This is a genomic window from Streptosporangium longisporum, from assembly GCF_039534895.1.
Classification (GTDB): domain Bacteria; phylum Actinomycetota; class Actinomycetes; order Streptosporangiales; family Streptosporangiaceae; genus Streptosporangium; species Streptosporangium longisporum.
On record NZ_BAAAWD010000032.1, the window covers coordinates 70,124 to 95,779 of the forward strand.

Sequence of the window (25,656 nt, forward strand, 5' to 3'; positions counted from 1 at the left end):
GGGATCACCGCCGCCGGGCCGATGCGGGTCGGGAGGGGGATCAGCCCGCTGCCTTGACGCCGGCCTCGAGGAACTTGGTCCAGGCCTGGTCGTAGGGGACCGAACCCTGGTCCATGCCCTCCAGGACCTTCTCCACCGAGGTCTTGACCTGGGCGTGCTTCTCGCCCAGGAAGACCGGCAGCAGGTCCTTGACCGACTCACCGAAGATCTTGCCGGTCGGCGCGTCGTTGAAGAACGCGTTCTTCAGGTCGGCGACCGCGGGGTCCTGCTGAGCCGGGATGGAGCTCGGGAAGGCCGCGGCCTCCTGGAAGGCCATGACGTGGCCCTCCTTGCCGGTGAGGTAGTTCAGGACCTCGGCGGCCTCCTTGGGGTGCTTGCTCTGCTTGGGCACGGCCAGGTAGGAGCCGCCCCAGTTGCCGGCACCGCCGGGCACCGCCGCGACGTCCCACTTGCCCTTGTTGCCCTCACCGGCCGCGCCGGAGACCACACCGAGCATCCAGGCCGGGCAGCCCATGGTCGCGAAGCCGCCCTTCTTGATGGCGGCGTTCCACGGCGGGGTGAAGGAGGCGAGCTTGGCGGTCAGGCCCGCCTCGCTGAAGCTCTTCACCGTGTCGAAGGACGTCTTGATCGCGGGGTTGGTCTCGATGACGAGCTGGTTCTGCTTGTCGAAGTAGGCGACGTTGCCGTTCTTCGGCGCCTCCTGCGACAGGATCACGTTGTAGAGCGTGTTCGGGCCGTCGAGGAACTTGGGGTCGGTCTTGCCGGGGTTGGCGGCCTGGAACTTCTTGCCGACCTCCATGAAGGCGGCCCAGTCCGGCCAGAGCTTGCCGACCTCTTCGCGGTCGGTGGGCAGGCCCGCCTTCTCGAACAGGTCCTTGCGGTAGCACATGGTCATGCCGCCGATGTCAGTGCCCAGGGCGAAGAGCTTGTTGTCGGCGTTGATGCCGTTGTCCCACTTGGCCGCGGGGAAGTCGGCCTTGCGGCTGTCCAGCCCGTACTCGGCCAGGTCCGTGAAGAACTGGGGACGGGCCTTCATGAGGCCCATCGCGCCCTCGTCGAGGGCGATGATGTCGGCGGCGCCGCTGTTCGCCTGCAGACGCTGGAGCAGCTGCGGCAGGTAGACGTCCTCGAACCGGTCGGTCAGGTTCTGGTACTTGACCTGGATGTTCGGGTGAGCGGCGTTCCAGGTCTCCACGGCCTTGTCATAGCCGAAGTTCTCGCCACCTCCGAAGGTGTGCACGGTGATCGTCACCGGCTCGGCCGCGGCGGCGGAGGAGGAACCGCCGGCCGCGGGCTTGGCGGGCTCGCTGGAGCTGCACGACGTGATGGCCAGGGCGGTGGCCGCCATGACCGCTACGGCGGCCAGCTTGCCCTGCCGCTTGTTGTTCAACATTCCGGACCCCTCTCAGGTGGTCGCCCGAATCATTGGGAGGTGACATCGCGTACCGGTCCCCGACAAACGCGGCCTCACGATGCGGTCTTTCCTCAATGTGCTTTGGGAGCGCTCCCACGAAGAGTGGACGATGGGCAACCGGGACGTCAATAGACCGAAACTCAACCGTTACATGGAAGGCGTTTTGAGGGTCCTGGGGGGCCTAAATGGTGATATACATCCCATATGGGGTTTTGGGAGCGCTCCCATCACACGGGCATACAGTCAGGGCATTTCGCGCTCCTACCACGAACCGGCACCGGACGGGACCGCCGCGCGGCGGACCCCGCAGGTGACCGTGCGCGACGTCCGGCCGTGTGCCCCGGCCCGTGACGGCGTACGACGGCACACGACGGCACACGACGGCCCGTGGGCGGGGCCGGAGGACATGGCGAGGCCCGTCTCCCGGCCGGGCCGGGAGGACGGGCGGATGGACGGGGGGCGAGGGGGGTCGGGGGTGCGGGGGATCTGACACGGACCCTGACAGGGGCCCGGCGCGGACCCCGTCGCGGAAGTCGCGGACGTCGCGGTGCCGGCCGGGCCGGCCGGGGCCGGATCAGCCGGCGTAGACCGGGTAGCCGAAGCCGACGACCTCGGACATGGGCCGGACGAGCTGCTCGACGTTACCGTTGCCGGTGTTGCCCTCGATCGTGGTGATCGTGCCGTCCCCGTTGTCGTGCTTCACGAAGCCGACGTGGTCGATGCCGTCGATGCTCTTGCCGCCCTCCCAGTCGAAGTAGACCACGGCGCCGGGGGTGGGGGTGGTGCCCCAGTGGCCGTTCTCCGCGAACCACTTGGCGTGGGTGACGGTGTAGGCGTCCCAGCCCATCGTGGGCCGGATGCCCGCCATCTCGCCGACCCAGGACACGAACATCGCGCACCAGGGGGCGTTGGCGTAGCCGTAGATGTTGCCTCCGTCGCGGGCGGCGGTCTCCTGGGCGCGGGGGGAGGACATGTACCACTGGTGGAACTTGGTCCCGCCGCCCATGGAGTTCTCACGGACGCCGATCTGCTGGGCGGCCAGGTTCAGCACCTGCGCGGCCGTGACCTTGGGGAGCCGCTGGGCCACGACCTCCAGGGGGGTCCTGGCGGACCCGGAGTCCGAGGAGACCTCGGCGGTCTTGGTGTCGGCGGGCGGGGTGGTCAGCGCGCCGTGGCCGTCGGCCAGGGCGGCGGGACCCATGACTCCCGCGGTCAGCGCGATCGAGGCGCCGAGGGCGATACGTGCCAGGCGGGGGATGATGGGGGTGGGGGTGGAGCGGTGCTCGGTCATGTGGGGGTTCGACTCCTTGCGTCGCTTCCATTCCGCCTACCGGGTTAGCTGACGGGTTCGGGCTGGGAAGTGCCCTACGACGCACGGATGCGTTGATTCACCCCAGGAACGTGGTTCCCCGGTTCCGCAGACCTCGCGGATTCGGCGGCCGTGCTCACCGGGGGCGGAGGGGGTCCGCCCAGGTGAGACGCGGTCGGGCAATGTGACGGCAATGCTCAGACCTTGGGAGACCCAGACATTTGCCATGAACGGGATGAACCTACGTCATCCGGTCAGACGATTACAAGTAGGACACATTGCCTTCTCGTGGTGATAGGCCCTGGTCAGAGGGGTAGGGGATGCCGTTCCGCGACTCCGGCGGGGGAGTGGATCACCCTCCCCGAGGGCGTCCCGTGCCCTCCCCGCTGTCCGGACCTCTTCGTGGCGGCGGGCGGAAAGCCCGGTGTCCCCGGCGATCCGGAGATCGCGCCCGCGTCCGCCCGGCGTGCGGTCCGGTGGTCACGGGGCGGGACGGATAGGCCCCCGAGCAAGTCTTTACCCACCCCTCTTGTCGAACTGGCTTTCGATGGTAAAAACTGCGGGGGCGGCTGACGATCTTCCCGAAAGCCTCCTCAAAACCCCCTCAATGCCCCCTTCGAGCAGGGGGAACGGCACCTCACGGCAGCTGCCGGGTCTCCCCGAACCGCACGCCGGTCATCTCCTCCGACACCTCCCACAGCCGCGCCGCCACCGCCGGGTCGGTCGCCCGGTCCGAGGGACGCAGCACCTTGGGCCCCGGGCCGATGTACTGCCCGCCCGTGACCTCGGGGGAGGTGGCGGCGTACAGGGACGGCAGGGCGCCCTTGGCGGCAGATTGCAGCACCAGGCGCATCAGGGCGTTGAGGGGGCGGGTCAGCACGCCCGTCTTCAGGATCCCGGTCGCGGTGGTGCCCGGGTGGGTCGCCAGGCTGAGCAGGGTCGCCCCCGAGGCGTCGGCGCGGCGCTGCAGCTCCAGGGTGAACAGCAGGTTGGCCAGCTTGGAGCGGCCGTAGGAGGAGAACCTGCCGTACCGGCGTTCCAGGCCCAGGTCGTCGAAGTCGATCGTCCCGACGGAGTGCGCGTCGCTGGAGACCGTGACCACCCGGGCCGCCGGGGCGGCCAGCAGGCGCGGCATCAGCAGGCCGGTCAGCGCGAAGTGCCCCAGGTGGTTGACGCCGAACTGGGTCTCGAAGCCGTCGGCGGTCGTCCCCCGGGGCATCAGCCCCACCCCGGCGTTGTTGATCAGCAGGTCCAGCGGCTCGCGGACCGTCTCGGCGAAGGCGCGCACCGACCCCAGGTCGGCCAGGTCGAGCGCCCCCGCCTCCACCTCGGCCCCCGGCACCTCGGCCCTGACGGCCTCCACCGCGGCCCGGCCCCGCCCGGGGTCACGGGCGGCCAGCACGACCCGGGCGCCGTGCCTGGCCAGCTCCAGCGCCGTCGGCAGGCCGATGCCGCCGCTGGCCCCGGTGACGACGGCCGTGCGGCCGGTCAGGTCGGGAATGTCCTCGGCCGTCCACATGGCTCGCCCCTCTCCGGTCCCGCACGGCCTTCGGCCCGCGCGGCCGACCCGCCGGTGCCCGGCATGGATCTTCAGGTACGGGCAGTGTACGGAACGGCCCGGCGCCCCGCGCGGAGCCACGCAAGATCACAGGTTGACGCGCGTGGTCCGCTGTTCACCCGCAGTTCCCGGACCGGTAAGGCCACCGCGTTACGGTGTGGCGGTCGTGAACGGGTCATCGCCCGGCGTGGAGGACGGCCGAGACCACGCGCGGGAGCAGGGTTCGGCCGTCGCCTGGGTGGAGTCTCCGCTGCAGATGCTCTGCGCCGTGGAGGCCCACCACGCGGGGCTGCTCGGCCCCCGCGGCCACCTCGTGCCCAGGGCGGGCCTGCGTCCCCTGGCGGTGACGGGACGCGAGCTGAGACGCCTGGGGCTGCCCCAGGGCCTCGAACTCGCCGAGGCCCGCCCGGACATGCCCCGGCCGCCCCGGGGACGCACCTGGGCGCTGGGCGACGCCTTCTCCGGCAAGGTCCAGTTCCGCTGGCTCACCGCCTCTCCCGGCCGGGTCGTGATCGTCGACGACGGCCTGGCCACGATCAGGCTCCTGGAGCTGATCACCGGCAGGCCCGGCACGCCCCTGCTGCGGGCGCGCGGCGGGGCCGGGCGGCTCAGGACCGTCCTGGGCGTGGCGGCGGGGCTGCGGCTGCGCGCCGCCGCCCGTTCCGGCCGGCTCTCGATCTTCACCGCGCTGCCCGTCGCCCCCGACCTGGCGAAGGCCGTACGGGCCAGGGGGATCGAGCTGGTCACCCACGACTTCGCCTGGCTGCGCTCGCAGCCGCTGCGCAGGCCCCGCCCGCAGGAGCGGACCGTGGTCCTGGGCACCTCGCTGGTCCGCAACGGCCTGATCCACCGGGAGCACTACTTCACCTGGCTGGCCGGGCTGGGGGCGGACGGGCCGGTGGCCTACTTCCCGCACCGCCGCGAGGACCCGGGCGACCTCGCCCGGGTCGCCGAGCAGCACGGGATCACCGTCTACGACGGCGGCATCCCCGCGGAGCTGACGCTGCGCGGCCTGGCCGCCGAGCAGCGGGTGCTGAGCCTGCCGTCCACCGCGGTCACCTCCCTGCGGATCCTGCTCTCGGCGCGGGGCGTGGCCGTGCGGACGGTGGACGTGCCCGACGAGTGGTGGACGGCCGAGGCGGCGCCCTCGCTCCGCTCCCACCTGTCGATGTTCGCCCATCACGACACCGGGGTCGCCGGATCATGAACCGCCCGCCCGGGCCCGGGAGCCGCCGGGCCGTGACGCGATGACGCGATGACACCGTGACGCCACGATCCCCGCGGCCCGGTGCCCGGGGATCGGCCGCCCGCGAGCGCCTGCGGTGCCGCGTTCCCTGCGTTCCCCGCGTTCCCTGTCCACGTACGACACCGGGGGAGACACCCCCGGCTGGAGGTTCTCGTTGAAGGTCCTGGCCGTGGCCGACTCCGACTCCTACCTGAAGTGGGCGGCCTGCCTGCTGAGGGGGCTGCCCTCGGGCTGCACGACGGAGCTTGCGGTGATCCGAACCCCGATCGTCCCGTCCCCGGCGCAGATCCATGCCGCCGTGGCGGGGTCGGCGGCCGAGCCGCCCGTGCTCTCGGCCCGCGCGCTGCGCCGGGCCGCCGAGCGGTTCAGGCCCGACGTGGTGCTGGTGGCCTGCACCGGGCCGGTGGTGGACGTGCTGGTCGCCGAGGTGCTGGCCGGGCTGCGGCCCCGGCCGGTGTTCGCGTCCGGGCTGCCCGGCATCTCCGTCCCCGCCACCGAGAAGGCGTGGCTGTTCCGCAGCGGGTGTGAGCTGTTCGTGCTGCACAGCGGCCGGGAGGTCGAGGAGTTCTCGGCGATCGGCCGGGCGCTGGGCGGGGGCGGCCAGGTCGGCCTGGCCCGGTTGCCGTTCCTGCACGGCACCGGTGGCGCACCCGGCGGTGGATCCGTCGCCGAGACCGGGACCGGAGCGGTAACCAGATCGGCAACCGGGACCGGGATCGGAACCGGAGCCGGGAACGGGATCGGGGCCGGGATCGGGGCCGGGATCGGGACGGGTGCCGCCGCGCTGCCCGCCGCCGCCGGTCCGCGCGACCGGGTGGTGTTCGCCACCCAGGCCAAGGTGCCCAGGCGCAGGGAGGAGCGCGAGAGCGTCCTGCTGGCCCTGGCCGAGCTGGCCCGGAACCGGCCTGACCTGGACGTCGTCGTCAAGCTCCGCGCCCTGGACACCGAACGCCAGACCCACAACGAGCGCTACCACTACATGGGCCTGTGGCGGTCGCTGGTCGAGCAGGGCCGGGTGCCGGACGACGCCGTACGGTTCGCGACGGGCTCCATGAACGAGCACCTGAGCTGCGCGGCCGGGTTCGTCACCGTCAGCTCGACCGCCGCGCTGGAGGCCATCGCCGGCAAGGTGCCGCTGCTGGTGCTCTCCGACTTCGGGGTGAGCGCAGAGATGATCAACCTGGTCTTCGAGGACAGCGGGCTGCTGGGCACCCTCGACGACCTGGCCGCCGGGCGCTTCCTGGACCCGGACGACGCCTGGTGCAGGGCCAACTACTTCCATCCGGGCGCCGACGACGACTGGATCTCGCGCATGGTCTCCCTGGTCGGCCAGGCCCGCTCCGGACGGCTCGTCCCGGCCCGCTCCCTGCTGGACGGCCCCCAGTACGCCGCCGCCCGCCGCCGCGCCCGGATGCGCGTGGAGGTCCCGCCGAACGTGCTGCGCGCCGGGTACCGCGCCAAGCGCCGGATGCGCCGCTACCTGCGGGCCCTGCGGTGAGCCCCGTCCAGGCTTGATCCGATTTTGAACGTCCGCGCTCGTGTCGTCCGCGCCGAAAACGGTGAGGGTCCCTGAGGAGAAACCGGCGGAATCCAAGGGCGGTCCCATGTCGCACCATCTCGACTCCGAGCAGGCCCGCCAGGACGGCCGGCTCGACATCACCGACCACTACGTCTTCCGCGGGGAGACCGGGACCGTCCTCGTCCTCAACGTGAACAGCTCCCTGTCGGGGTCCGGCACGCGGCCGGGCTTCCACCCGGAGGCCCGCTACGAGTTCAAGATCCACCTGGACGGCTCGGCGGCCGAGGAGCTCACCTACCGGGTGGCGTTCGGCGAGCCCGCCCCGGCCGGTGAGCAGAGCCTCACCCTCCACGTCCTGACCGGCCACGGCGCCCGCGACGACAGGACGGCGGGCGAGCTCCTCGCCGAGGGCCGGACCGGTGGGACCGTCTCCGGCCCGGACGGCCTGCGGCTGTGGGCCGGGCGGGCCCTCGACCCGTTCTACGTCGATCTCGCCCAGGTCCGCGCGGTCAACATCGCGGTCAGGAACGGCGCCAGGGTCGAGACGCCGGGCTGGGAACCGGGTGCGGCCAAGAACAGCTTCGCCGGCTCGACCGTCCACTCGATCGTGCTGGAGGTGGCCGACCGGGACCCGCGCCTGGGCACCGACCGGCACATCGGGGTCTGGGCCACCACGAAGCTCGCCACCGACGCGGGCGGCTGGTGGCAGGTGAACCGGGAGGGCCGCCCGATGATGTGGCCGATCTTCCGTCCCGACGACGGCGAGCGGGCCGGCGCGGCGAACCGGGTCCACCCGGCCGACGAGATGGGGGCCGAGAGCGAGAACATCGCGCGCCTCGTGGCCGCGGTCACCGCCGCGAACGGTGCCCCGGGCGACCCGGTCGCCTACGGCAGGTCCGTGGCCCACCACCTGCTGCCCGACCTGCTGCCCTACCGGACGGGCACCCCGGCCGCCTTCGGGTTCGCCGGGCACAACGGCCGTGGCCTCGCCGACAACGCGGCCGAGGTCATGTTCTCCCTGGTGCTGAACGCGGCGACGAGCACCGGGCTGACCCCCGGGGAGTTCGCGGACACACGCGCCGACCGCTTCCCGTATGTCGCGGCCGAGCCGTCCGGCACCGCCTGACCCGTCCCGGCCCCCGTCCTGGAGACCAAGATCGGGGAGACCGGGACCCGGAAGACCAGGATCGGGGAGACCAGGATCAGGGAGACCAGGATCGGGGAGACGCGGACCCGAGCGGTGGCCCGGAATCCGAAAGATCAGGAGGGAAACGCCCTCGACAGACGCCCCCGGAGCCTGCCCAGCGGAGACCTCCCCCGCCGCGCGGTGTCCGGGGCGGAGGGCAGCAGGTCCAGGGAGACCAGCCGCCGGTTCTTGAAGTAGCGGGCCGAGCCGTACGCCCGCAGGTAGGTGGCGGCCGTCTCGCGCAGGCCCGGATAGGCCTCGCTCTGCATGCAGTACCCGACCGCGCTCACCAGCGCGGGAAGGTCCACGGCCGGTGGGTCCTCCAGCGAGCCGTCCACCGACAGGCGCGGCAGCAGCGCGTCGGTGATCGTCACCGGGATCCGGTTGCTGTTCTCGTACGGGATGAGCCGCTCCAGGACCGACTCGCCGCCCATCGTCGCCACCGGGAGCCCGAAGTAGCGCCCGGCGGTGATCAGCGCGGTGGAGAAGCAGCCCACCACGAGTTCGGGCCGGGACGCGGCGAAGCACGACTCGGCCGGGACGGTCTCCGCGACCACCTCCAGCTCGACGCCCAGCTCGGCGGCGGTCTCGCGCAGCCGCCGGGCGTGCTGCCGCCCGGCGGCCGGGTGGGGCTTGAACAGCACGCTCCGGAACCCGCGGGCGGCCAGGCCGCGCAGCATGTCGGCGTGCAGCCCCGCCTCCTCGGCGGGAGTGAGGATGTCGAGGGCGGAGAGGTACTGTCCGAGGATCATCGCCCGGTCCGAGGACGCGCCACCGGCCTGCGCGCCGACCACGTCGAGGAAGGCCCGGTCCGGGACGATCTCGGCGCTCACCCCGTACTCCGACAGCAGCAGTGGCGTCAGGTCCGGCACCAGGTCGAGGTGGAGCAGGCGGGTGACCCTCCCGGCGATCTCCAGCGGCAACGGGTCACGGGTCGGGCCGTAACTCATCAGGCCGTCGGAGTAGACCGACACGGGACAGTCCCTGACCAGCCCGGCCACGGTCCTGGCCGGGGGGACCGCGATGGACTCCAGGACCAGCTCGTCCACCCCGTCGTCCAGCGACAGGTACGAGCCGAGCAGGCGGCTCAGCATCGGCACCTCGACGACGCGGGCCTTCCAGTCCGAGGGGTGCAGCGGGGCCACGATCCGGTTCCACGAGTGGATCTCGTCGAAACGCGGGCGCAGCGCGGCGAAGGCCGGCGTCTCGTCCAGGGCCGGGGTGATCTCCGGGATCGCCGCGTTGTTGGAGACCAGCAGGATCCTGCGGCGGGAGCGGGGGCCGAAGCGGCCGTCGTCGATCGCCGCCGCCAGCGTCATCGCGCCGAACAGGGTCGAGGCGTAGAACAGCTGGGTCATCGGCCCTCCAGGAGGCTTCGCAGGACCTGGTCGCGTTCCGGATCCAGGCGGCTCTCGGCGAGCAGGTCGGCGGGGAGCCGCCGCAGCGTCGCGGCGCCACGCTCGGCGAAGCGGGCGCGGAGCTCGGGGGAGAAGCGCTCGCCCAGTTCCAGGTGGTGGGTGAGCAGCGCGCGGAAGGTACGCACCGCCTTGGGCATGAACTCCTCCTCCGTCTCGGCGAAGACCACGTCGAAGGCGTCGAAGAAGTGCAGCTGCCTGGCGTCGCCGGTCTGGGTGAGCGAGCCCGCGACCATCCGCCGGTAGAACACCCCGGTCAGGGAGACCACCGCGAACGAGCCCGCGAGCCGGTGCAGCCGCCAGATCCACGGCCTGTCCTCGGCGGTGTGCAGGTGCCCGGGGAAGGTCAGCAGGTCGCCCAGGTCCCGGCGGTAGATCCCCGCCCAGGCGTACGGGTAGTCGACCATGGTCTTCGAGCGGGCGGGCAGGATGTGGTCACGCGGCTTGAGCACCGTCTCCCGCACGGCGAGCGGCGCCCGGTGGATCACCCGCTTGCGTCCCTCCACCTGCACGTGGTCGACCCGGACGAAGTCGCAGCGAAGCCGCTCGATCGCCGCCACCAGGTCCGTCAGGTACCCCGGCGCCAGCCAGTCGTCGCCGTCCATGAACGTCACGTAGCGGCCCGAGGCCAGGGAGAGCCCGAGGTTGCGGGCGTCGGCCAGCCCCACCGGCGCGTCGTTGTGCACCACCGTCAGACCGGGCAGGTCGGCGCTGAAGTCCTCGATGATCTGCCCGGTCGCGTCCACCGATCCGTCGTCCACCACGATGAACTCGAAGTCCCGGCGCGCGTTCCCGGCCAGCGAGGCCAGCGCGTCACCGATGTAGAGCTCCGCGTCCCGCACCGGGACGACCACGGACAACGTGATCAACTAATTCTCTCCATTTCAAACCCGTCCCAGCTCCCTGGCCGGAGCCCCCCATCCGACCGTGCCCCAACTACTTTCCCCCCCGGGGACCCCCGTGAGCCCGCGCCGGCGACTGGACCGAGGAGAGGGAGGTCGTGAGGCACGAACGACCTCCCTCGACGAGGGAAGGAGCCGGATCCAAGCGGGCTCACCGCGACGCGTCAGCGTCGCCTTCTACACAGCGTCGCAGTTATACGGCCACCCGCCGCAGCCGCGCCCGCGGGGCCTCCTCGCCCGGGAACACCCGCTTGACCCCGTCGCCCAGCGCGGTCTCGATGATCCGGATGTCGCGGACCAGGTGCTCCAGCCCGGCCGGCTCCAGCGAGGCGGCGTGGTCGGACCCCCACATGGTGCGGTCCAGCGTGATGTGCCGCTCCACGGTCACCGCGCCCAGCGTCACCGCCGCGAGCGAGATCTGCAGCCCGCGCTCGTGGCCCGAGTAGCCGACCGGCACGCCGTACCGCTCCTGGAGGGTGACGATCGTGCGGAGGTTGGCCTCCTCGGGGGGGAGGGGGTAGGTGGAGGTGGCGTGCATCAGCACCAGCTTGGAGGTGCCGAGGATCTCCACGGCCCGGTCGATCTCCTCCAGCGTGGACATGCCGGTGGACAGGATGATCGGCTTGCCGGTGGAGGCGAGCGCGCGGAGCAGGTCCACGTCGGTCACGCTGGCCGAGGCGACCTTGTGGGTGACCACGTCCATGTTCTCCAGGAACTCCACCGACGGCACGTCCCACGGCGAGGCGAACCAGTCCAGGCCGCGCTCCCGGCAGTGCTCGGCGATCTGGCTGTACTCCTTCAGGCCGAACTCGGTCCTGATCTTGTACTCCAGGTAGGTCATCTCGCCCCAGGGCGTCTGCCGGATCTGGTCGCGCTGCTCCAGCGGCACGCAGATCTCCGGGGTGCGCTTCTGGAACTTGACCGCCTGGCAGCCCGCCTCGGCCGCCACGTCGATGAGCCGGCGCGCGATCTCCACGTCGCCGTTGTGGTTGATGCCGATCTCGGCGATCATGTAGACCGGCTGCCCGGCGCCGACCAGCGCCTCGCCGATCTGGACGGGCCTGGCGTTCGGGGTGAGCCGCAGCTCGGCCCGGGGGGCGGTGGCGAGCTCGACCTGGTCCACCGGGCGGGCGGCCAGGACGCGGTCGCACAGCTCGCGTACGGCTCCGGCGCCGCCGGGCCTGGTCAGCACGGTCCTGGCGGCGGCGCGGACCCGGGGGTGGGCGTCGGGGACGGTGATCGGCCAGCCGACGTCGTTCATCGGGCCCAGGTCGTTGACGTCGTTGCCGACGTAGGCGACGCGGGCCGGGTCGATGCCCTCGATGGCCAGCCAGTCGCGCAGCACGGTCCGCTTGTCGGTCAGGCCCTGCAGGACGGGCACGCCGAGCTTGCGGGCGCGGGCGGCGACCACCGGGTTGTGCTCGGTGGACATGATCATCAGCTTGACGCCGGAGCGGCGCAGCAGCGAGATCCCCATGCCGTCGGAGCGGCTGACCGCGACCATCTCGCGGCCGTCCTGGTCGACGTAGGCGCGGTCGTCGGTGTGCACGCCGTCGAAGTCGGTGATCACCGCGTCCACGTCGATCGGCTCGGGCCGGTCCACGAACGGCGCCAGCGCCCGGACGATCTCCAGGTCCTCGGGGGTGTCCACCTCGATGGCGTGGTGGGGGGAGACCGGCTGCACGGCGACGGTGCCGAAGAAGCGGTGGCCCTGCTCGCGCAGCCCCTGGGCGCGCATCACGTAGAACGCGCCGGTCTCGCGGAAGTGCGGCTCGCGGTCCTGGCGGCGCGGGCGGTGGGCGGGGTCGTGGTTGACCCCGTCGCCGGCGGCGCTCCACAGGAACTCGTGCGTCTCCAGCCCGGAGAACACCACGTCGGCGTGGCCGTCCAGGACCCGGGTGATCGCCGTGTCCAGGTCGGCGGGGTCGATGAACGCGCTCGTGCACTGCACCAGGACGACCACGTCGGGGGTCTCGGGGAGGTGGTCGAGCACGTGCAGCACGGCGGACTCGCTGGAGGCGGTGGCGCCGCTCAGGTCGTCCGGCCGGTCGATCACGGTCGCCCCGGCCTCGCGGGCGGCCTCGGCGATGCCCTGGTGGTCGGTGCTGACCACGACCTCGTCGATCAGCTCGGCGCGCACGCAGGCCCGTACCGCACGGGCCACCAGGGGACTGCCGCCCACCGCGGCCAGGTTCTTCAGGGGAACGCCCACCGAACCTCCACGGGCGGGGACAACGGCCAGGACTCGCAAGGTGGCTCCTCATGACATACGGCGAAACGCCCCGGTTCGGGGATGTCAAAGGAACCTAGCCACGAGGGTGACCGGACAGGGGTGCCCGAGCTGAACGCCCAAAGTCGCCCGTATTAACTTTCCGCGTTCCGGGCCGCGGGCGCGGTCCCGGGCGGCCCCGCGAGGGTGCTCGCCGGAGGAAGGGGCTCAGACGGTGGCGCCGATGGTGTCCATGAGCATCGGCAGGGCGCGTTCCAGGCCGCGCCGCCAGTACGGCCAGGTGTGCGTGCCGGGGCCGTAGAAGTCGGCGGTCACCTCGGCCCCGCTCGCCCTGGCCCGCTCGGCGAAGGTCACGGACTGGCCGAGCAGGGAGGCCTCGCCCTCGTCCCGGCCGGTGGAGGGGGCGTCCAGCGGGCCGGGGGAGCCGTCGCCGCAGGAGACGAAGAGCCGTACCTCGCGCAGCTCGCCGGTCAGGTCGGCCGGGTTGTGGGCGGCCCACTCGGGGTCCTGCGGCGGGCCCCAGAGCCTCACGGAGTGCTCGCCGTTGCGTTCCAGCAGCCAGTCGACGCCGCCGTTGCCGTCGCGGGTGTGCAGCACGCCGGAGAAGGAGGCCGCCGCCTGGAACATGCCCGGGTGGCGGGCCGCGTACGACATGGCGCCGAATCCGCCCATGGACAGCCCGGCCACCGCCCGCCGGTCGCCGGCGCCGTAGTCGCGCTCCAGGATCCGCCTGACCTCGGTGAGGTGGAAGGTCTCCCAGCCGGGGCCCTCGCGCCAGTCGGAGTAGAAGCCGACGGCACCGCTCTCGGGGACGGCCACGATCGCCCGGTGGCCGGAGGTGAGCCGCGCGGCGTCCCCCTTGGTGATCCAGGCGGCGTAGTCGCTCTGGCAGCAGCCGTTCAGCAGGTACAGCAGCGGCCACGGCCCCGAGCCGGGCGTCCACCCCTCGGGCAGCAGCACCCGGACCCTGCCCTGGCGGCCCAGCGCGGCGGAGGCGACGGTCAGCTCGTGGTCGCGCTCACCGAGTTCGCGCACCGTGAAGGCCGGGGCCGGTGCGCCTTTCGCGCCGTCGGCGCCGAGCGCGGGCCCCCGGCCGGAGGTGGACGGCGGCAGCAGGGCGAGCAGCACCGCCACGAGCGCGAAGGCGGCCAGCAGGAACACTCCCAGGCGTACAGCAGCGGTGCGGTTCACATCATCAATACTCCCGCGTCCGGGTGATCCGGTGAACCCACACGCCGCGACACCCTGTATCCCCGGCGATGTTCCGCCACGGGCCGGCGGGGACCCGGAACCCCGTTCTGGCCTGCTTCGTTCATGTTAATTCTTACGACATATGGCGTCTTAATCGTCCGAAAGCTTGAAAACTTCACACGGTCTATTCAGGATTCTCCACGTGGGTTGTAAAGATCATGTGCATCCCGCGTCGCCCTGCCGGACGGGAGACTCCCGTCCGGCGTGAAGGAGACCGCGTGTCAAACACCCCCCGACGCCGGCGATCGATCCTGATCGGGACCGTCACCGCGCTCGCGCTCGTCCTCCCGCACGGCGTGGCCCAGGCCGCCCCCGAACCCGAAAAGATCCACAAGACCGTCCTGGCCGACCTCGCGGCCGACGACAAGGCCACCTTCTGGGTACGCCTCAAGGCCGGCGCCGACCTCGGCGCGGCCCGCAGGGCGAGGACCAAGGCAGAGAAGGCGGCGCAGGTCTACCGCGCCAAGACCGAGCTGGCCGAGTCCTCCCAGGCGGGCCTGCGCAGGCTCCTGACCGCCGAGAGCGCCGACTTCACACCGTTCTGGATCGCCAACGCCATCCGGGTGACCGGAGGCTCCAAGCTGGCCGAGGAGATCGCGAAACGGCCCGAGGTCGACCGGATCGAGCCCACCCGGGTCGCGGCCCTGCCCAAGCCGCTGCCCGGCCGGCAGACGGCGAGGGTGAACGCGACCGAGTGGAACATCGACCGGGTCAACGCCCCCAGGGTCTGGAGCGACCTGGGCGTGCGCGGCGAGGGCATCGTCGTGGCCAACATCGACAGCGGCGTGCAGTTCGACCACCCCGCGCTGGCCGCCCGGTACCGCGGGAAGAAGGCCGACGGCACCGTCGACCACGCCCACAACTGGTTCGACCCCGCCGGGATCTGCGCCGGCACCGCGCCGTGCGACAACAACGACCACGGCACCCACACCATGGGCACCATGGTGGGCGGCGGCGACAGTGCCGGCGGCGCCGACGGCATCGGCGTCGCCCCGGCCGCGACGTGGATCGCCGCCAAGGGGTGCGAGACCAGCACCTGCTCCGACGCCTCGCTGCTCGCCGCCGGGCAGTGGGTGCTCGCCCCCACCGACCTGAACGGCGGCGACCCCCGCCCCGACCTGGCGCCGCACATCGTCAACAACTCCTGGGGCGGCAGCGGCTTCGACCCCTGGTACAAGGAGACCGTGGAGGCGTGGGTCGCGGCGGGCATCTTCCCCGTCTTCTCCAACGGCAACCTCACGAACGCGGGCTGCACCTCCAGCGGCTCGCCCGGACAGTACGTCTCCAGCTACAGCGCCGGCGCGTTCGACGTGAACAACGCGATCGCGGCCTTCTCCACCCGGGGCTCCGGCGAGGGCGGCGAGATCAAGCCCAACCTCGCGGCCCCCGGCGTCGACGTGCGCTCCTCGGTGGCCGGCGGCGGCTACGACGTCTTCTCCGGCACGTCGATGGCCGCCCCGCACCTGGCCGCCACCGTGGCGCTGATGTGGTCGGCCTCCCCGGGCCTGCTGGGCGACGTCGCGGCCACGCGGGAACTGCTCGACCGGACCGCGATCGACGTCGACGACACCCGCTGCGGCGGCACCGCGGCCGACAACAACATCTGGGGCGAGGGCCGCCTGGACGCGTTCGCGGCGGTCCAGGCCGCTCCGGACGAGGCCGTCGGCACGCTGGCGGGTACCGTGACGACCGGCGGCTCACCGGTGGCCGGGGCGGCCGTCGCCGTCACCGGGCCGCTGAACCGCGGCGTCGCCACCGCGCAGGACGGCACGTACACCCTGCCCCGCCTGCCCGAGGGCGACTACCGGCTCACCGTGAAGAGGTTCGGCTACGAGGACGCCACCGCGACCGTCACGGTCGTGGCGGACCGGACGGTCACCCAGGACGTGTCGCTGACGGCGCTGCCCTCGGGCACGGTGTCGGGGACGGTCACCTCCTCGGGCACGCCCGAGCAGGGCGCCACCGTGACCGCGGTGGGCACCGCGGTCAGCGGGGTCACCGACGCCGCCGGACGCTACCGGCTCACGCTGCCGGACGGCGACTACCAGCTGAGGTTCACCCCGCGCTCGCGGTGCGCGGACGCCCTCACCGTGCCGGTCACCGTGAACGGGGACCTGACCAGGGACGCCGACCTGCCGCGCCGTACCGACTCCTTCGGCTACACCTGCGCGGCCGGCGCCGAGCCGTACGTCGCGGGCACCGTCAGGACGACGCTCACCGGCGACGACGCGATCCAGCCGATCACGCTGCCGTTCACCTTCCCCCTCTACGGCGCCGGGTACACGGCCGGCTGGGTCAGCAGCAACGGGTTCCTGACCTTCGCCGCAAGCACCGCCCTGGCGGGCAACGTGACCCTGCCCGCCTCCGCCACCCCCAACGCGGCGATCTACCCCTTCTGGGACGACCTCGTGCTGGACGACCAGTCCGGCGTCTACACCGCGACCCTCGGCACCGCGCCGAACCGCACCTTCGTCCTGGAGTGGCGCAACGCCCGGTTCTACGCCGACGCCGCCCAACGCATCTCGTTCTCGGCGCTGCTCGGCGAGAACGGCTCGATCGGCTACCGCTACGACAGCGTCGACAGCGAGCGCGACGCCGGGATCGGCGCCACGATCGGCGTCGAGAACGCGACCGGCACCGACGCGCTGCAGTACTCCTTCAACGCCGCCGCCCTGTCCGACGGCCAGAGCCTGACCTTCTCCACCAGCCGGCACGGCCTGCTGACCGGCACCGTCACCGACGCCAACGACGGCAGGCCGCTGGCGGGCGCGACGGTCGAGGTGGGCGACCTGGTGACCCTCACCACCGCCGACGACGGCACGTTCCTCGGTCAGGTCCCGATGGGCGACCACCGGATCGAGATCTCCAAGGAGAACTACGGGACCTTCACCCAGGAGGTCACCGTCACCGCCGGGGCCGTCACCCGGGCCGACACCGCCCTGGCCACCGGCCGGGTGACGGCCTCGGCCGCGGAGCTGACCCTGGTGCAGCCGGCCGAGACGACCAGGTCGGGCACGGTCGAGCTGTCCAACCTGGGCGTCGCCACGGACTACACCGTGGTGACCGAGCCCGCCCAGGGCTGGCTGAGCGTGACACCGGTCTCCGGCAGGCTCGTCACGGGCGGTGCGCAGACGCTGACGGTGACCGCCTCCAGCGCGGGCGCCCAGCCGGGCACCGTACGGACCGGGAAGCTGCTGGTCCGCTCGGCCAGCGGACGCAACCCGCAGATCGAGATCGTCGTCACCCTCGTGGTGCCCCGGCACCGGGTCGCCGTCGAGGTGGGCGGCACCAGGGACGTCGTCGACGCCGTCGGCGACCGCTGGAGCGCCGACCGGAAGTACGCCGCGGGCGGCCACGGCTACGTGGGGACCTCCACCAGGACGAACACGACGAGCAGGACGATCACCGGCACCACCGAGCAGGCGCTGTTCAGGAGCGTCCGCGAGGGGATGCTGGAGTACCGGTTCGACCAGGTACCGGCCGGCACCTACACCGTCGAGCTGGGCTTCGCCGAGACCCGGGGCAAGCGGGAGGGGCAGCGCGTCTTCGACGTCATCGTCGAAGGGCAGCTCGCCGTCCCCGCGCTGGACCTGGCCCTGGAGACCGGCGCCCACACCGCCACCACCCGCCAGTACACGGTGAAGGTCACCGACGGCCAGCTCAACGTGCGCTTCGCCGAGCGGTCCGGTGACACCGTCCTCAACGCCATCCGCATCTCCGACCGCCCCGACAGGGCCACCCCGTAGCGACCCGGTGCCCGCCGCCCCGCCCCCCGGCGGGACGGCGGGCACCGGCCGTCTCCCCCCTCGTCACCGTGCACGCGGCACGCCTGCCCGCCGAGGGGTCCCGTTTTCACCTCCCGGCCGCGGGCCCCGTCCCCGCCAGCAGCGCGCGCAGCGCGGCCAGGGCCGCGCGGGGATCGACCCGGTCGGGGGCGAGGAGCCACTGCTGGTGGACGCCGATCCCGGCGCCGATCACCGCGACGGCCAGCGCCTCGGCGGACGTCCCGTCCGGCAGCGGCATGCGTTCCAGCCCTCGCCTGCAGTGGTCGCGCAGCGTGTCGTGGAGCTCGACGTAGCGGTCGCGGATGGGGGAGTCCGGCTCCAGCGCCTCCGCCAGGAGCGTGACGAAGAGCCTGGTGGCGGGCAGCGAGAACAGGGCGTCGGCGCTCCGCGTCAGGCGGTCGGGCCCGTCCCCGGTCTCCTGCGGGGCCTCGGCAAGGCCGGTGCGGATCAGGGCCACCGCGCGTTCGAACACCGCCAGCAGCAGGCCCTCCTTGCTGTCGAAGTGCCAGGGGATCGAACCCCTGCTGATCCCGGACCGCTCGGCCACGTCGACGAACGTGGTCCGCTTGTAGCCCTTCTCGGCGAACAGCTCCGACGCCGCCGTGAGGATCAGCTCGCGGCTCTCGTGACTGGTCCGCTCTCGTCGCGTTGTCACGCCACCTCCTTCTGTGCTAACAATCATAACCTATGTTGCTCAACATAGAAGATCGCCCGGTCCGGGACACGCCCCGGCGCCGGGAGACGCGAAGGAGATCGTCATGAAGGTCGCCATGCTGGCGAACCACTATCCGCACGCCGCCCACCGCGACGCGTTCATCGCACGCGTCCACCGGGTCGCCGAGGAGTTCCGGCGGGGGCCGGGATGCCTCTCGGCCGAGTGCTGGCTGACCGACGACGCCGACGGCGCGGTCGTCTCGTTCGTGCGGTGGGAGTCCGAGGAGGCGTTCGCCGCCTCGCTCACCGCCGTGCAGGCGGCGGAGCTGGACATCGCCTACGACGAGCGCGAGTCACGTCCCCGCGAGATCGTCCGGCTGGAGGAGCCGCCCGGCGGCGCCTGAGCGGATATCGCGTTGCCCGGCGTCACGGCCGGTGCGATCATCCTCGGGTGGGTGCAGAGGAGCTTTCGCTGATCAAGGAGAACGTCGACCTCGCCATCGAGGAGCTCGGGCCGCTGAGCGACGTGGACTTCGGCCTGAACCGGGAGTCCGTCGAGTGGGTCGAGGGCTTCATCGAACGGCAGCGGTCCCGGCCGGGTTTCGACCCGGAGGGGTCCCGCGGGCTGATCAGCGTGCTCGGCTCGTTCCTGGGTGAGTGCATCGTCGCCGCCACCGGGGGCCGCTGGGACTGGTCGGACGATCACGGATGGGGTGTGGTCCTCCCCGAGGGCAGCACGATCTTCCCGTTCTCGAAGGTGGAGAAGCAGTTCCGCGGCGGTCTGGAGGAGGGCGAGTCGGTCGCCGGCTTCTACCAGGTCGTGGTCGAGGTGATCGCCACCGGGAAGATGCGGCGGCTCCGCAGGGGCGGTGCCGACGACTCCGAGGTCCCCGCCTAGAGGGGCCGCGCTCCCCCCGGGAGCCCGCCGGAACGTTCAGCGGGCTCCCAGCAGGGCGATGACGGACAGGGTGCCCAGGGACAGGACGCTGGAGACGAGGATGGCGTCGCGGGGCAGCTCGGTGGGGCGGCCGTACTCGGCGGCGTAGACATACGTATTTTGAGCGGTGGGAAGCCCGGCGAACAGGACGGCCGCGAAGAGGGCCGGGCCGTCGAGGCGCAGCAGGAAACGCCCGGCCAGGAAGGCCACCAGCGGCTGGGCCAGCAGCTTGAGGACCACCGCGGGCCCGGTCGTGCGCCAGGAGACGGCCGAGCCGTTCAGTGACATGCCCAGCGAGAACAGCGCCAGGGGCACCGCGGCACCACCGAGGATCTCCAGGGGCCTCAGCGCGAGGCCGGGCAGCCGCAGTCCCAGGGCCGACACGCCCAGGCCGAGGAACGAGGCCACCACGATCGGCGTCCGCAGCGGGGCGAGGAAGGACGAGCCCCCGGCCCCGAGCCCCAGGAAGATCAGCGGGGAGACCAGCAGGACCTGGAACATCAGGACCGACACCACGAACGTCGCGTCGTTCAGGACGTACAGGCCGACGGGGATGCCGAGGTTCCCCGCGTTGACGTAGGCCGAGGACATCGCGCCGATCACCCGGTCGGACGGCCCGCCACGGAACAGCGCGAACGCCAGCAGGCCGACGGTGAAGGTGCTGATCGCGAAGGCGAGGAGCGGACCGGGCTGGATCCGGTCGAGCGGGGTACGGCTGAGCGTGGTGAACAGCACGGCGGGCATCGCGACGGTGAACGCGAACGCCGTCAGCGCCTCCTGGACCCGGGGCCCCACCCGTCCGGACCGGGCGGCCAGCCAGCCGAGGGCACCGATGAACCATATGGGGACGAAAGCCGCGATGACCGCCTGCACCCGGAACACCGTAGCCGGACCCCGATCCACGGCGGCGCCCGGCCGGACCGTCGTGCCCCGCCCGAGCCTCCCGCCCGAGCCTTCGGTCCCGGTGAAGGCCGTCCGGTTCGCCGGTGGCCCGGCCGGGTCGTGAGACGCGCCGGCTCAGTAGCCGACGTACCCCGACCCGTTCTTGTTGCCCACCACCCCGGGCACGTTGGACACCGACCCGTAGCGCTCGATCGCGTACCGCACCCCGGCGATGATGTTGTCCACCGGGTCGTAGATGTCGCGGTGCCCGGGGAGTGCCCAGCGGGAGAACGTCGGGTCGATCGTCTGCATCAGGCCCTTGGACGGGTGCCCGGCCGCCGCGTTGGAGTCCCAGAGGTTGATGGCGTGCGGGTCCCCGCCCGACTCGTGCTTGATGATCATCCAGATGTCGTTGACGTTCATCTTCTCGGCCGGGAGGCCCTGGGCCTTGAGGATCTCGACGGCCTGGTGGATCCACTCGGCGACCCTGCCCTCGGGCGCCGGTCCACCGCCCGGCGGCGGGGCCCCGCTGGGCCCGTAGCCACCACCGCCACCGCTCCCGGCGCCCCCGGTGTTCTCGCCGCCGCCAACGCCGCCCCCGCCAACGCCACCACCGGTGGACGGGCCGCCGCCCCCGGTGTACAGCGCGGGGCGGATCTGGTCCGCGGGCACCGGCGTCCACCGGGTGGTGTGCCCGGGGCCGGGGACGAACTTCTCGTCGCCCGCGGCCGGGATGGCGGCGAAGCCGGGGACGGCCTCGCCGAGGTGCTTGCCGAGTTCACCGGCGGCCGTGGCCAGCGCGGTCTCCGCCGTGTCGACGTGCCCCTGCGCGAGGGCCGTCGCCGCCTGGACCTGCCGGCCCATGCCGGGCCGGAGCTGTGCCTCGGTGGCGTGCGGGTTGACGCGCCGGTACTCCGCGACCCAGGCCAGCAGGTCGTCGCAGACCTGGCCGATGTGCCTCCTCGCCGTCTCGACCGCGCCCGCGGCCCTCTCCAGCGAGGTGGCGCAGCCGGTGAGCGCGTCGTGCAACGCGTCACCCGCGCGGCCGTACCTGCGCATGTACGCCACGAAGGCGTCGGCCGAGGAGCCGTTCCACGCCGCGTCCACCCCGGTGACGGCCGAGCCGAGGGCGTCGAGCGGTGCGACCACCCCGGGGGCGGCCTTGCGCCAGCGGGCCGCGATCGCCCGGATCGCGGCCGGGTCCCCCTTGGCCTTGTCGGCGAGGTTCACCAGCGCCTGACCGCCGGGCAGCGCGGCCACGGCGTTCATGTCGGTCATCGTCGTGCGGGCCTCGTGCGCAGGCGCGCGGGTCTCCTGCGAGGTCGTGCGCGTCCCGTACGGGCGGTCATGCGAAGCGCCGGTAGCTGATGGGCGACGCGCCGGCCACCGTCTGGACCTTGACGACGTCGCCCGTCTGCGGGGCGGCGATCATCTTGCCGTCACCGATGTAGATGGCGCAGTGGGTCGCCGGATTGCCGAAGAAGACGATGTCGCCCGGCTGCGGCGGGCCGGTGATCGGCTGCCCGCTCGCCTGGTACCCGGCGGCGGTGTTGTCCCCGATCTTGATTCCCGCCTCGTTCATCGAGACGTGCACCAGGCCGCTGCAGTCGAACGCGTTGGGCCCGTCGGCGCCCCAGACGTAGGGCTTGCCGAGGTGGCTCCTCGCGGCGGCCACGATGTCGGCCCCGGTGCCGTTGCCGGTGACCGTGTACGGGATCGCCTGCCCGCCGCCCCCGCCGCCACCACCACCGCCTCCGGTGTAACCGCCGGACGACGATCCGCCGCCGTTGCCCTGCCAGCTTCCCTGTCCACCGCTGCCGCTGCCGTTGCCGCCCTGCGCGCCGTTCTCCGTACCGGCGAGCGTGGTGGTGCGGAACTCGTCCTCGGGCACCGGCACCCACCGGGTGGTGTGCCCGGGGCCGGGGACGAAGCCCTGGTCGCCCGCGGCCGGGATGGCGGAGAACAGCGTGGTGTCGCCGAGGTGCTTCTCGAGCTCGCCCCGCGCGGTGGACAGCGCCGTCTCGGCCGAGTCGACGTACCCCTGCACGAGGGACGTCGTCGTCTGGATCTGCTGGCCTATGCCGGGCCGGAGCTGTGCCTCGGTGGCGTGCGGGTTGACCCGCCGGTACTCCGCGACCCAGGCCACCAGCTCGCCGCAGACGCGTTCGGTGTTCGACTTCGCCGTCTCGACGGCGCCGGCGGCGGTGTCCAGGGAGCTCGCGCAGTCGCCCAGCGCCTCCCGCAGGGAGGTGCCCGCGCTGTCGTACCGCCGCATGTACGCCACGAAGGCGTCGGCCGAGGCGCCCTTCCAGGCGGTGTCGACCTGCTTGACCGCCTTGTTGAGGAGCGCGAACGGCTCGGTGGACGAGCCGGCCGCCCTGCGCCACCGGGCGGCGATCGCGCGGATCGCGCCGGGGTCCCCGTCGGTCTTCTTCGCCAGCGCGGCCAGGGCCTGCCCCCCGGGCAGTGCCGCCACGGCGTCCACGGCGCTCATATGGCCGGAAGGCTGCTCGTGGTGTTCCGCTCGGCCGCGGTCACGTTGCTCTCGATCGTGTCGAGAGCCCGTTCGACGCCGTCGAGGCGGCTCTTCACCGTGCCCAGCTCGCCGTCCACGTGCGTCTCGACCCGGCCGATCGCGGCGGCCAGCTCCTGGGCGCCGGCCAGGGTCCCGAAGATCGACGAGCTCGCGCCGCCCTTGGCCGGGAAGTCGTCGCCGACGGCGGCGAGCCTTCCCCCCTGGGTGTTCACCGCGACGCGCAGCTTGGCCAGCGCCTCACGATTCAGATCAAGTTTTCCCACCGGAGCGGGCTCCTTCCCCCGTCGCCGAGAAACCAGCTGCTCGGACGCCGATTCGGCTCGCTGACCGGTTGCCTGCCCACCGTCCGGTCATATCCACCAAGAAGCGATCATAGCCACCGAAGGACGATCATCTACTACAAAAGTGCATCGGTCATCTGAACCTTCGGTCGCGGCCCCGTGAGCGGCCGAAGGTTCAGATGCCGTCCGGTCAGCGCACCTCCAGCAGGGTCTTGCCGACGCTCGCGCGCGACTCGATGGCGGCGTGCGCGTCGGCGGCCCGGTCGAGGGGGAAGCGCTGCCCGATCAGCGGCCTCAGCCGTCCGGCCGCGGCCTCGGCGAGGGCGCTCTCGGTGCACTCGCGCATCAGCGCAGGGGTGGGCCTCGCCTGGACGAGCGTGACGCCCCGCGCGGCCGCGGCCTCCTCCCCGATACCGGCCCACTCCCCGCTCGCCAGCCCGAAGCTGACCATCCGCCCGCCCGGGCCCAGCAGCCCGAAGGCGGCCCTGGCGATGTCCCCGCCCACCCCGTCGAGGACGACGTCGACGGGGGCGATCCCGTCGGCCCAGCCCACAACCGTGTAGTCCACCACCTCGTCGGCGCCCAGGTCGCGGGCCACCCCGGTCTTGCGCGAGCCCCCGGCCGCCGCGACGACGGTGGCGCCCGCCGCCGCGGCGAGCTGCACCAGGAGCGAGCCCACACCTCCGGCCGCCGCCTCGACCAGCACCCGTTCCCCGGGCCGTGGGGCGGTCGCGCGGATCATCATGGTCGCGGTACGCCCGTCGGCCAGGATCGCGACCGCGTCGTCCAGGGCCAGGCCGTCGGGAACGGCGAAGAGCCCGGCGGCGTCCACCGCGGCCCGCTCGGCGTAACCGCCGGAGCCGCCCGTGGAGGTCACCACCCGGCGTCCGAGCAGGCCGGGGCCGACGCCCTCACCGGCCGCCACGACGACGCCCCCGACGCCGTTGCCCGGGATCATCGGCAGCTCCGGTGTGAACGGCGCCGGGCCGCCCGACCGGAACTGGGTCTCCACGAAGGTGATGTTGGCGTAGGCCACGTCGATCAGCACCTGCCCCGGCCCCGGGACGGGATCGGGGGCGTCCCCCGGTACGAGCACCTCGGGCCCGCCGAACTCCTTCAACCACACCGCGCGCACGACGTTCTCCCCTGTTCGGCCGGTATCGGCCCCAGGATGCAACCTCAACCGGACTCGAGGTCAACCGCGATCACCTGGTACGGCGCGGCGGTTCGCGCGACCGTACCCGTTTGACATCGACCTTGGTTGAGGTCGGAGTCTGTGCCGGTACCCGCTTTCGTGCCCGTTCCCGCTCCGCCCGCCGGACGTGGACGGTCGTGCACGCGCATCCGTACCGTCAAGGAGAGACATCATGACCTTTCAGATCACCGGCGTCACGGTTCCCCGGGAGGACGTCGACGCCATCCTCGCGCTGGTCGCCACGGTCGAGGAGGCCCAGCAGAAGGCACTGCCCGACCCCTTCCTGAAGCTCTTCCGGCCGGAGGCCATCTGGACCACCGGTCACGGCAGGCGGCTGTTCGGGCTCGGCGCGATCGGCGATTTCACCCGCCGGGTCCTGCCCGGCGCGATCGACCACCCGACGACCGCCACGTACGACGTGGAGCACATCGTGTTCATCCGGCCCGACGTCGCCGCGGTCAAGGTCCGCCAGCGGCCGGTCACCCGCGACGGCCGGCGTCTCGACGAGGTGTTCCGCGGCCACCCCGACCCGTCGGCCCTGGCGGCCGAGAACCCCGAGGCCCTCCCGGGCACCCCGATGTACGTCCTGTCCAAGGACGACGGCGAGTGGCGCATCGCCGCCGCGCAGAACACCGCCGTCGTGGACCCCGGTTCCCTCTCCGCCTGATCCGGTCCCGCGGGGCCGTGGGACCGGATGTTCCGGTCAGTGGCCGCGGTCCCCGCCGGGGCGGTCGAGCAGCAGGTCGGCGGCGCGGGCGAGGACCTGGGCCCGGGTCCGGTCGCCGTGGCCGGCGGCGAGGAAGTGCTCGCCGATCGCCACGCAGAAGGCCAGCAGGCTGCGGGCCTCGACCTCGTCGGGGTCGGAGCAGAAGGTGCCGATCAGCTCGCGCAGCAGCGCCATGCGCCGGTCGTCCACCCGTCGCAGGCGCTCGGCGACCGCCTCGTCGCGCCGGGCCCAGTCCCGGATCGCGAGGTCGATGGGCAGCAGGCGGTCGTCGGAGAAGGTCAGGACGCCCGCACGGTGGATCTTGGTCTTCGGGTCGCCCCCCTCGCGCTCTATACGGTCGATCACCTCGTCGGTGCTCTCCCGCTCCCAGGTGTCCAGCATCTCCGTCAGCAGCGCCGCGCGGTCGGCGAAGAACCCGTAGAACCCGCCCTTGGTGACGCCGAGTCTCTTCGCCAGCGTCTCGACGCGGACGGCGTCCGGGCCGCCGTCGGCCAAGGCGCGCAGCCCTTCCTCGACCCACCTGTCACGGGGTGTGCGCGTCGCTCCCACGATGTGTCCCGCCTCACCTCTACGCAATGTATACGCCACCGTATAAACGGGGTTACCCTCATTTTATACGGTGGCGTATA

Annotated in this window: 21 protein-coding genes and 1 riboswitch; of the genes, 7 read left to right on the forward strand and 14 right to left on the reverse strand. The window is 72.4% G+C overall.

Features of this window, described 5'->3' with window-relative positions; translation table 11 throughout:
- Nucleotides 1-40: 40 nt before the first annotated feature.
- The 3 genes from ABD832_RS41165 to ABD832_RS41175 all read right to left on the reverse strand — a co-directional run bounded on the left by ABD832_RS41165 (nucleotide 41) and on the right by ABD832_RS41175 (nucleotide 4,242).
- Nucleotides 41-1,393 carry an ABC transporter substrate-binding protein gene (locus ABD832_RS41165; RefSeq protein WP_344908152.1) on the reverse strand — a complete coding sequence of 451 codons (1,353 nt, stop codon included), beginning with the start codon at nucleotides 1,391-1,393 and terminating at the stop codon, nucleotides 41-43.
- A 595-nt stretch (nucleotides 1,394-1,988) separates the two neighbouring features.
- Nucleotides 1,989-2,705, reverse strand: a complete 717-nt coding sequence (locus tag ABD832_RS41170) for a CHAP domain-containing protein (protein WP_344908156.1) — start codon at nucleotides 2,703-2,705, stop codon at nucleotides 1,989-1,991.
- An 18-nt stretch (nucleotides 2,706-2,723) separates the two neighbouring features.
- Nucleotides 2,724-2,862, reverse strand: a riboswitch (cyclic di-AMP (ydaO/yuaA leader).
- Nucleotides 2,863-3,360: 498 nt separating this feature from the next.
- A complete protein-coding gene (locus tag ABD832_RS41175) occupies nucleotides 3,361-4,242 on the reverse strand; it encodes an oxidoreductase (RefSeq protein WP_344908159.1) in 882 nt (293 codons plus the stop codon).
- Between the two features lie 205 nt (nucleotides 4,243-4,447).
- On the opposite strand from ABD832_RS41175, the gene ABD832_RS41180 reads away from it, so the two are divergent.
- From ABD832_RS41180 to ABD832_RS41190, 3 genes are all read left to right on the forward strand, one after another.
- Nucleotides 4,448-5,488, forward strand: coding sequence for a hypothetical protein (locus ABD832_RS41180; protein ID WP_344908163.1), 1,041 nt, complete (start codon nucleotides 4,448-4,450; stop codon nucleotides 5,486-5,488).
- 193 nt (nucleotides 5,489-5,681) lie between these two features.
- Nucleotides 5,682-7,025, forward strand: a complete 1,344-nt coding sequence (locus ABD832_RS41185) for a DUF6716 putative glycosyltransferase (RefSeq protein WP_344908523.1) — start codon at nucleotides 5,682-5,684, stop codon at nucleotides 7,023-7,025.
- 106 nt (nucleotides 7,026-7,131) lie between these two features.
- Nucleotides 7,132-8,172 (forward strand): DUF4331 family protein, encoded by a 1,041-nt coding sequence (locus tag ABD832_RS41190; protein WP_344908166.1) that lies wholly within the window; start codon nucleotides 7,132-7,134, stop codon nucleotides 8,170-8,172.
- Between the two features lie 134 nt (nucleotides 8,173-8,306).
- Here the strand turns inward: ABD832_RS41190 and ABD832_RS41195 are convergent, their stop codons facing one another.
- From ABD832_RS41195 to ABD832_RS41210, 4 genes are all read right to left on the reverse strand, one after another.
- Complete coding sequence (locus ABD832_RS41195; protein WP_344908169.1) at nucleotides 8,307-9,590, reverse strand: polysialyltransferase family glycosyltransferase; 1,284 nt, start codon at nucleotides 9,588-9,590, stop codon at nucleotides 8,307-8,309.
- Nucleotides 9,587-10,516 (reverse strand): glycosyltransferase family 2 protein, encoded by a 930-nt coding sequence (locus tag ABD832_RS41200; RefSeq protein ID WP_344908172.1) that lies wholly within the window; start codon nucleotides 10,514-10,516, stop codon nucleotides 9,587-9,589. The genes ABD832_RS41195 and ABD832_RS41200 overlap by 4 nt, the downstream gene beginning before the upstream one ends.
- A gap of 226 nt (nucleotides 10,517-10,742) precedes the next feature.
- Nucleotides 10,743-12,800, reverse strand: coding sequence for an N-acetylneuraminate synthase family protein (locus ABD832_RS41205; protein ID WP_344908177.1), 2,058 nt, complete (start codon nucleotides 12,798-12,800; stop codon nucleotides 10,743-10,745).
- 186 nt (nucleotides 12,801-12,986) lie between these two features.
- Nucleotides 12,987-13,970 (reverse strand): alpha/beta hydrolase, encoded by a 984-nt coding sequence (locus tag ABD832_RS41210; protein WP_344908181.1) that lies wholly within the window; start codon nucleotides 13,968-13,970, stop codon nucleotides 12,987-12,989.
- A 278-nt stretch (nucleotides 13,971-14,248) separates the two neighbouring features.
- Here ABD832_RS41210 and ABD832_RS41215 point away from each other — a divergent pair, with 278 nt between their 5' ends.
- Nucleotides 14,249-17,776: a S8 family serine peptidase gene (locus tag ABD832_RS41215; protein WP_344908184.1), complete on the forward strand. Its 3,528-nt coding sequence runs from the start codon at nucleotides 14,249-14,251 to the stop codon at nucleotides 17,774-17,776.
- A 106-nt stretch (nucleotides 17,777-17,882) separates the two neighbouring features.
- Here the strand turns inward: ABD832_RS41215 and ABD832_RS41220 are convergent, their stop codons facing one another.
- Nucleotides 17,883-18,470, reverse strand: coding sequence for a TetR family transcriptional regulator (locus tag ABD832_RS41220; RefSeq protein WP_344908188.1), 588 nt, complete (start codon nucleotides 18,468-18,470; stop codon nucleotides 17,883-17,885).
- A 103-nt stretch (nucleotides 18,471-18,573) separates the two neighbouring features.
- On the opposite strand from ABD832_RS41220, the gene ABD832_RS41225 reads away from it, so the two are divergent.
- Together ABD832_RS41225 and ABD832_RS41230 are read left to right on the forward strand one after the other, a co-directional pair.
- A complete protein-coding gene (locus ABD832_RS41225) occupies nucleotides 18,574-18,873 on the forward strand; it encodes an antibiotic biosynthesis monooxygenase family protein (RefSeq protein WP_344908191.1) in 300 nt (99 codons plus the stop codon).
- 47 nt (nucleotides 18,874-18,920) lie between these two features.
- Nucleotides 18,921-19,367, forward strand: a complete 447-nt coding sequence (locus ABD832_RS41230; protein WP_344908194.1) for a hypothetical protein — start codon at nucleotides 18,921-18,923, stop codon at nucleotides 19,365-19,367.
- A 36-nt stretch (nucleotides 19,368-19,403) separates the two neighbouring features.
- On the opposite strand, the gene ABD832_RS41235 is transcribed toward ABD832_RS41230, so the two are convergent.
- The 5 genes from ABD832_RS41235 to ABD832_RS41255 form a co-directional block, all read right to left on the reverse strand.
- A complete protein-coding gene (locus ABD832_RS41235) occupies nucleotides 19,404-20,279 on the reverse strand; it encodes an AEC family transporter (protein WP_344908197.1) in 876 nt (291 codons plus the stop codon).
- A 144-nt stretch (nucleotides 20,280-20,423) separates the two neighbouring features.
- On the reverse strand, nucleotides 20,424-21,557 hold the full coding sequence (locus tag ABD832_RS41240) for a WXG100 family type VII secretion target (RefSeq protein ID WP_344908200.1): 1,134 nt from the start codon (nucleotides 21,555-21,557) through the stop codon (nucleotides 20,424-20,426).
- A 76-nt stretch (nucleotides 21,558-21,633) separates the two neighbouring features.
- Entirely contained in the window at nucleotides 21,634-22,782 is a 1,149-nt protein-coding gene (locus ABD832_RS41245; protein ID WP_344908205.1) for a bifunctional WXG100 family type VII secretion target/C40 family peptidase, read from the reverse strand.
- Nucleotides 22,779-23,087 (reverse strand): hypothetical protein, encoded by a 309-nt coding sequence (locus ABD832_RS41250; RefSeq protein WP_344908208.1) that lies wholly within the window; start codon nucleotides 23,085-23,087, stop codon nucleotides 22,779-22,781. The genes ABD832_RS41245 and ABD832_RS41250 overlap by 4 nt, the downstream gene beginning before the upstream one ends.
- Before the next feature lie 208 nt (nucleotides 23,088-23,295).
- Nucleotides 23,296-24,240, reverse strand: a complete 945-nt coding sequence (locus tag ABD832_RS41255) for a zinc-binding dehydrogenase (RefSeq protein ID WP_344908212.1) — start codon at nucleotides 24,238-24,240, stop codon at nucleotides 23,296-23,298.
- A gap of 232 nt (nucleotides 24,241-24,472) precedes the next feature.
- Here ABD832_RS41255 and ABD832_RS41260 point away from each other — a divergent pair, with 232 nt between their 5' ends.
- Entirely contained in the window at nucleotides 24,473-24,967 is a 495-nt protein-coding gene (locus tag ABD832_RS41260; RefSeq protein ID WP_344908216.1) for an SgcJ/EcaC family oxidoreductase, read from the forward strand.
- A 36-nt stretch (nucleotides 24,968-25,003) separates the two neighbouring features.
- On the opposite strand, the gene ABD832_RS41265 is transcribed toward ABD832_RS41260, so the two are convergent.
- Nucleotides 25,004-25,576 carry a TetR/AcrR family transcriptional regulator gene (locus tag ABD832_RS41265; RefSeq protein ID WP_344908219.1) on the reverse strand — a complete coding sequence of 191 codons (573 nt, stop codon included), beginning with the start codon at nucleotides 25,574-25,576 and terminating at the stop codon, nucleotides 25,004-25,006.
- Between the last annotated feature and the right edge of the window lie 80 nt (nucleotides 25,577-25,656).

What these genes read in the sequence shown, in the direction of transcription:
- ABD832_RS41165 (WP_344908152.1), bottom strand. Translation starts at nt 1,393, where the DNA reads ATGTTGAACAACAAGCGGCAGGGCAAGCTGGCCGCCGTAGCGGTCATG.
- ABD832_RS41170 (WP_344908156.1), bottom strand. Translation starts at nt 2,705, where the DNA reads ATGACCGAGCACCGCTCCACCCCCACCCCCATCATCCCCCGCCTGGCA.
- ABD832_RS41175 (WP_344908159.1), bottom strand. Translation starts at nt 4,242, where the DNA reads ATGTGGACGGCCGAGGACATTCCCGACCTGACCGGCCGCACGGCCGTC.
- ABD832_RS41190 (WP_344908166.1), top strand. Translation starts at nt 7,132, where the DNA reads ATGTCGCACCATCTCGACTCCGAGCAGGCCCGCCAGGACGGCCGGCTC.
- ABD832_RS41195 (WP_344908169.1), bottom strand. Translation starts at nt 9,590, where the DNA reads ATGACCCAGCTGTTCTACGCCTCGACCCTGTTCGGCGCGATGACGCTG.
- ABD832_RS41225 (WP_344908191.1), top strand. Translation starts at nt 18,574, where the DNA reads ATGAAGGTCGCCATGCTGGCGAACCACTATCCGCACGCCGCCCACCGC.
- ABD832_RS41240 (WP_344908200.1), bottom strand. Translation starts at nt 21,557, where the DNA reads ATGAACGCCGTGGCCGCGCTGCCCGGCGGTCAGGCGCTGGTGAACCTC.
- ABD832_RS41245 (WP_344908205.1), bottom strand. Translation starts at nt 22,782, where the DNA reads ATGAGCGCCGTGGACGCCGTGGCGGCACTGCCCGGGGGGCAGGCCCTG.
- ABD832_RS41260 (WP_344908216.1), top strand. Translation starts at nt 24,473, where the DNA reads ATGACCTTTCAGATCACCGGCGTCACGGTTCCCCGGGAGGACGTCGAC.